We start from the raw sequence: 5,439 nt of genomic DNA, 5'->3' as shown, positions 1-5,439 counted from the left end.
TGGGCTGTCTCACTGCGTGTGCGTTGGGCCTCTTCGCCCTTCGGGCTCATCGGGGCGTCCTTGGCTACGGTTCTGAGTCGTCGGTGGGCTGTCTCGCGGCGTGTGCGTTGGGCCTCTTCGCCCTTCGGGCTCATCGGGGTGTCCTTGGCTACGGTTCTGAGTCGTCGGTGGGCTGTCTCGCTGCGTGTGCGTTGGGCCTCTTCGCCCTTCGGGCTCATCGGGGCGTCCTGGGCGACGGTTCTGAGTCGTCGGTGGGCTGTCTCGCGGCGTGTGCGTTGGGCCTCTTCGCCCTTCGGGCTCATCGGGGCGTCCTTGGCGACGGTTCTGAGTCGTCGGTGGGCTGTCTCACGGCGTGTGCGTTGGGCCTCTTCGCCCTTCGGGCTCATCGGGGCGTCTTTGGCGACTGTGCGTCGCGATCGTTCATCGTGAGAAGCGGGCGGGTAGGAATGGCACGATGGCGTCGGGGATCTCGCCGTCGACGATGCAGCGGGCCATCACCGCGGCGGTCACGGGCGCGAGCAGGATGCCGTTGCGGTAGTGGCCGGTGGCCACGAAGAGGGCGTCGATGCCCGGCGCGGGGCCCAGGACCGGCTGGCCATCCGAGGCCCACGGGCGAAAGCCGAACCAGGAGCGCGTGATCGGGCGGCCGCCGATGCCAGGCGCCAGCGCGAGGGCCTGGGCGATGAGCGAGCCGAGCCCGTCGGGCGTGACCGCACGCTCGAAGCCCACCCGCTCGACGGTGGCGCCGATCAGCAGCTCGCCCGAGGGCCGCGGCACCAGGTAGATGTCGTCGCCATGAATCGCGTGGGAGAGCAGCGAGGGCACGTTGCTCACCGCGAGCATCTGGCCGCGCACCGGCCCCACCGGCAGATCGAAGCCGGCGGCCGCGGCGAGCCGGCCGGACCAGGCGCCGGCGGCGAGCAGGACCGCGTCGGCGCGGACCGATTCGCCGTCCATCGTCACGACCCCGCGGGCGCGGCCGTCGTCAACCAGGAGCCGCGACACCTCGGTGCCGGGGCACACCGTCACGCCGCGCGCGGCGGCGGCGAGCGCGTAGGCGGTCACCAGGCGCTGGTTGTTGATCCAGTGGTCGCCCTGCACCAGGAGGGCCGCGGTCAGATCCTTCGCGAGCGCCGGCTCGAGCGCGTGCAGATCGCCGCCCTCGACCAGGCGGATGCCGAGCTCGCGGGCGAGCGGCCACGCGAGGCGGGCGCGCGCCGCCTCGATCTCGTGCGGGCCGACGAGCGGGTACAGCGTGCCCGCGGTCATGTGCTCGACGTCCACGCCGGTGGCCGCGCGCAGCTCCGCCACCACGCCGGGATAGAGCCGCCAGCTCTCGATCGCGAGCCGGTCGTACGGGCCGGGATCGGGCGAGCTGCCGAGCGGCGAGAGGATCCCCGCCGCCGCGCTCGAGGCCTCCGCGCCGGGCGCGCCGCGCTCGAAGAGCGTCACCCGGCAGCCGCGCCGGGCCAGCTCGAGGGCACAGGCGCAGCCGATGATGCCGCCGCCGACCACCGCCACCGCGGGCGCGGCGGCCATCAGGCGCGTCCGAGCGCGTCGAGGAACGCCTTGACCGCGTCCGCGGGGCGCGCGGCTCCGTAGATGCCGCGGATCACCGCGACGCCCACCGCGCCCGCGGCCAGCACCTCCCGCGCCCGCGCGGGCGTGATGCCGCCCACCGCGATCACCGGTCGGGCCACCGCGCTCGCCACGCGCTCGAGTGCGCCCAGCCCCTGCGGAGCGCCGAACGCGCGCTTGGACGGGGTGTCGTAGACGGGGCCGAAGACCACGAAGTCGGCGCCGTCGGCCTCGGCCTGACGCGCCTCGGCCAGGGAATGCGTGGAGGCGCCGATCAGGAAACCGGGCGGCGAGATCGCGCGCAGCGCCGGGACCGGCAGCGAGGCGTGCGTGCGCTGCACGCCGTCGGCGCCGGCGGCCAGCGCCACGTCCGCACGGTCGTTGACCACGAGTCGCGCGCCGTGGCGGCAGGTGCTCTCGCGCAGCTCCTTCGCCAGCGCCAGCAGCTCACGCACCGCGAGGTCCTTCTCCCGCAGCTGCACCGCCCGCAGCCCGGCGCCCAGGCACTCGTCCACGATGTCCGCGGGGGGCCGGCTCGCGGTAAGGCGGTCGGTGATGAGGTAGAGCGAGAAGCCTAGCTGGTCCACTCGGGCACGCCCTCCAGCGGGGAGGACGCGGTCGCGTAGAGCTTCTTGCCGATCCGACCCGCCTTGAAGGCCAGCCGCCCGGCCTCCACCGCCAGGCGCATCGCGGTGGCCATCGCCACGGGGTCCTTGGCCGACGCGATGGCGGTGTTCATGAGCACGCCGTCGCACCCCAGCTCCATCGCGATGGCCGCATCCGACGCGGTACCCACGCCCGCGTCGACGATGACCGGCACCGTGACCGCTTCGAGGATGAGCTTGATGTTGTACGGGTTGCGGATGCCGAGCCCCGAGCCGATGGGCGCCCCCAGCGGCATGACCGCGGCCGCCCCGGCGTCCTCGAGCTTCTTGGCCATCACCGGATCGTCGTTCGTGTAGGGCAGCACGGTGAAGCCCTCGCGCGCGAGGGTGCGGGTGGCCTCCAGCAGACCCAGCACGTCCGGGAAGAGCGTCCGCGAGTCGCCGATGACCTCGAGCTTGACCAGCGTGCCCAGGCCGGCCTCTCGCGCCAGGTAGCAGGTCCGGACCGCCTCGTCGGCCGAGTAGCAGCCGGCGGTGTTGGGCAGGAGCACGTACTTCTTGGGGTCGACGTAGTCGAGCAGCGACTCGCCCTGCCCCGGCAGGCTCACCCGGCGCACCGCAACGGTGACGATCTCGGATCCGGAGGCCTCGATGGCCTCGCGCATGTTCTCGAACGACGGGTATTTCCCCGTCCCCACGATGAGACGGGACTTGAACTCTTTCCCACCCAGCCACAGTGATGTGTCGTACATGTCTAGCCTCCGCCCATTGGGTGGACGATCTCGATCTTGTCGCCGTCCTTGATCCGGGTCTCGGCGTACTGCGACCGCTGCGCGACCTCGCGGTTCAAGGCCACCGCGGTGAACTCGCGGCGAATCTTGAGATGGGCGAGCAGCCCGTCGATCGTGATGTCGGGGGGCAGCTCCATCGGCTTGCCGTTCACGGTGACCGTCATGAAAAAAACCGCACGCCTTTCGAGAAAGGGTGCGGTCCAGTGCCGATGCCTCCGCGTCACGTTCCCTTCGCTGGAATTACCCAGTGCAGGTTCGAGGGGTCCCGGGCCGCACCCGGTTCTCAGGAAACCTCCCCCAGCGACGCGGTTCGAATTATACCTCAGCGTCGAGCTGCCGTGCGAGGGCCGCCGGCTCGGTCACCGGAAGCTGACAGACGTAGTGCCGGCACACGTAGGCGGTGGGCCGGCCGCTCTGGGCTCCCCGGTCCGCGAGGAGCGGCAGCCCGGCGGCACCCGGCGAGCCCTCCGCAGCGCCGACCACCACCCGGTTCGGCTGGTAGCGACCGAAGACCGCGTCGACCAGCGGCGCCAGCGCGCGCTCGTGCCCGGCGGGCCACACCAGCGCGATCTCGGCCACCGGCCCCAGGTGGAAGTCGAGCGCGGAGAGGTAGCGGCCGAAGCCCGAGGGGTAGCGCTGCATGAGATCGGCCATCGGACGCAAGGCGCGCAGCGCGAGGGCCTCGTAGCGCTCCTCGCCCAGCACGACCGCCAGGCGCAGCAGCCAGTCGATAGCCACCGAGGTGCCGCTGGGCACCGCGTTGTCGAAGATGTTGCGGGGGCGCACCACCAGGCTCTCCTGATCGTGGCCGGTGTCGAAGAAGGCCTCGCGGTCGGGGCTCCAGAAGAGGCGCAGCGCCTCCTCGGCCAGCCGTCGCGACTCGTCGAGCCAGCGACGATCGAAGGTGGCCTCGTAGAGAGTCAGCAGCCCCGCCCCCACCATCGAGTAGTCCTCGAGGTAGCCGGTGATGCGGGCCTGGCCGTCCTTCCACGAGCGCAGCAGGCGGCCGTCGCGGACCATCTGGCTCGTGAGGAACTCGGCGTTGCGCACCGCGGTGGCCAGGTAGTCGGTGCGGCCCAGCACCGCGGCGGCTTCCGCGAACGCCGCGAGCATCAGGCCGTTCCAGGAGGCGAGGACCTTGTCGTCCAGGCCCGGGTGCACGCGCTCCTCCCGCACGCCGTGGAGGATCACCCGCGCCCGCGCCACCGCGTCGGCCAGCGCTGACTCGGTCATGCCGAGCGACGCGGCCACGTCCGCGGGCTCCCGCGGCACGAACAGGATGCTGTGGCCCTCGAAGTTCGGGCCATCCGCGACGCCCCAGTAGCCCAGCGCCACGCGCGCGAGGCCCGGATCTCCGAGGGCGACCTCGATCTCCTGGGGCGACCAGACGAAGAACTTGCCCTCGACGCCTTCGGAGTCGGCGTCCTGGGCGGAGTAGAAGCCGCCCCCGGGGTGCGTCATCTCGCGCCGCACGTAGTCGAGCGTCTCCTCGGCGATTCGACGGTATTCGGGGTCGCCGGTGGCGAGCCAGCCGTGCAGGTAGAGGGAGGCGAGCTGGGCGTTGTCGTAGAGCATCTTCTCGAAGTGCGGCACCAGCCACTGGCCGTCCACCGAGTAGCGATGGAAGCCGCCGCCCAGCTGGTCGTAGATGCCGCCGCGGGCCATGCGCGTGAGGGTGTGGCGCAGCATCGCGAGCGCGCGCGCATCGCCGGTGCGCCGGCCCATCCGCAGCACCGCCTCCCACGTCATCGGCTGGGGGAACTTCGGGGCCTGGCCGAGGCCGCCGTCGCGCTCGTCGTACTCGGCGCTCAGGCCCAGATAAGCCTGGACGAGCACGTCGCGGCTCAGGAGGCTCGCGGCCCCGCTCAGCCGGCCCGACTGCCCCATCGACTCCACGAGCTGGCGCCCCGCCTCGAGTACCTCGCCGCGACGCGAGTGGTACGCGTCGGCGATCGACTGGAGGAGCCGCGGGAAGGCCGGCATGCCGTGGCGGTCCACCGGCGGGAAGTAGGTGCCGCCGTAGAAGGGCACGCCGTCCGGGGTCAGGAACACGGTCATCGGCCAGCCGCCGCGGCCGGTCATGGACTGCACCGCCTGCATGTAGATCTGGTCCACGTCCGGGCGCTCCTCGCGGTCCACCTTGATCGAGACGACGAGGCGATTCATCAGCGCGGCGATCTCGTCGTTCTCGAACGACTCGCGCTCCATGACGTGACACCAGTGGCAGGCCGAGTAGCCGACCGAGAGCAGGACCGGCTTGTCGTCGCGCCGGGCCCGCTCGAAGGCCTCGGGGCCCCACGGATACCAGTCCACCGGGTTGTGGGCGTGCTGCAGGAGGTAAGGGCTGGTTTCCCGGGCGAGGCGGTTCGTATATTCGGTAGGATGCATGAGGGGTGTGCGCTATTACCTAGTAAGATTGTCAACTATAGCCCATGCGGAGTTCGTTTGTCTTCTGCGGCGTCGGG

5 protein-coding genes and 1 riboswitch are annotated in these 5,439 nt (G+C 71.5%); all 5 genes read right to left on the bottom strand.

Annotation, left to right across the window (positions count from 1 at the left end):
* Positions 1-420: 420 nt before the first annotated feature.
* The gene (thiO, locus tag VKN16_05255; protein HME93605.1) at positions 421-1,539 is read right to left on the bottom strand and encodes a glycine oxidase ThiO; all 1,119 of its coding nucleotides are present in this window, start codon (positions 1,537-1,539) and stop codon (positions 421-423) included.
* Positions 1,539-2,165 (bottom strand): thiamine phosphate synthase, encoded by a 627-nt coding sequence (thiE, locus tag VKN16_05250; GenBank protein ID HME93604.1) that lies wholly within the window; start codon positions 2,163-2,165, stop codon positions 1,539-1,541. The genes thiO and thiE overlap by 1 nt, the downstream gene beginning before the upstream one ends.
* A complete protein-coding gene (locus VKN16_05245; protein ID HME93603.1) occupies positions 2,153-2,935 on the bottom strand; it encodes a thiazole synthase in 783 nt (260 codons plus the stop codon). Before VKN16_05245 ends, thiE begins: the two co-directional genes overlap by 13 nt.
* Before the next feature lie 2 nt (positions 2,936-2,937).
* Positions 2,938-3,138: a sulfur carrier protein ThiS gene (gene thiS, locus VKN16_05240; protein HME93602.1), complete on the bottom strand. Its 201-nt coding sequence runs from the start codon at positions 3,136-3,138 to the stop codon at positions 2,938-2,940.
* Between the two features lie 44 nt (positions 3,139-3,182).
* A riboswitch (TPP riboswitch) is annotated at positions 3,183-3,283 on the bottom strand.
* A gap of 6 nt (positions 3,284-3,289) precedes the next feature.
* Entirely contained in the window at positions 3,290-5,362 is a 2,073-nt protein-coding gene (locus VKN16_05235; GenBank protein ID HME93601.1) for a thioredoxin domain-containing protein, read from the bottom strand.
* Positions 5,363-5,439 lie beyond the last annotated feature (77 nt).

This window comes from Candidatus Methylomirabilota bacterium (genome assembly GCA_035315345.1).
Lineage (GTDB): Bacteria > Methylomirabilota > Methylomirabilia > Rokubacteriales > CSP1-6 > CAMLFJ01.
Note: the sequence above shows the minus strand (reverse complement) of the source record. Positions and strands in the feature narration are given on the sequence as shown.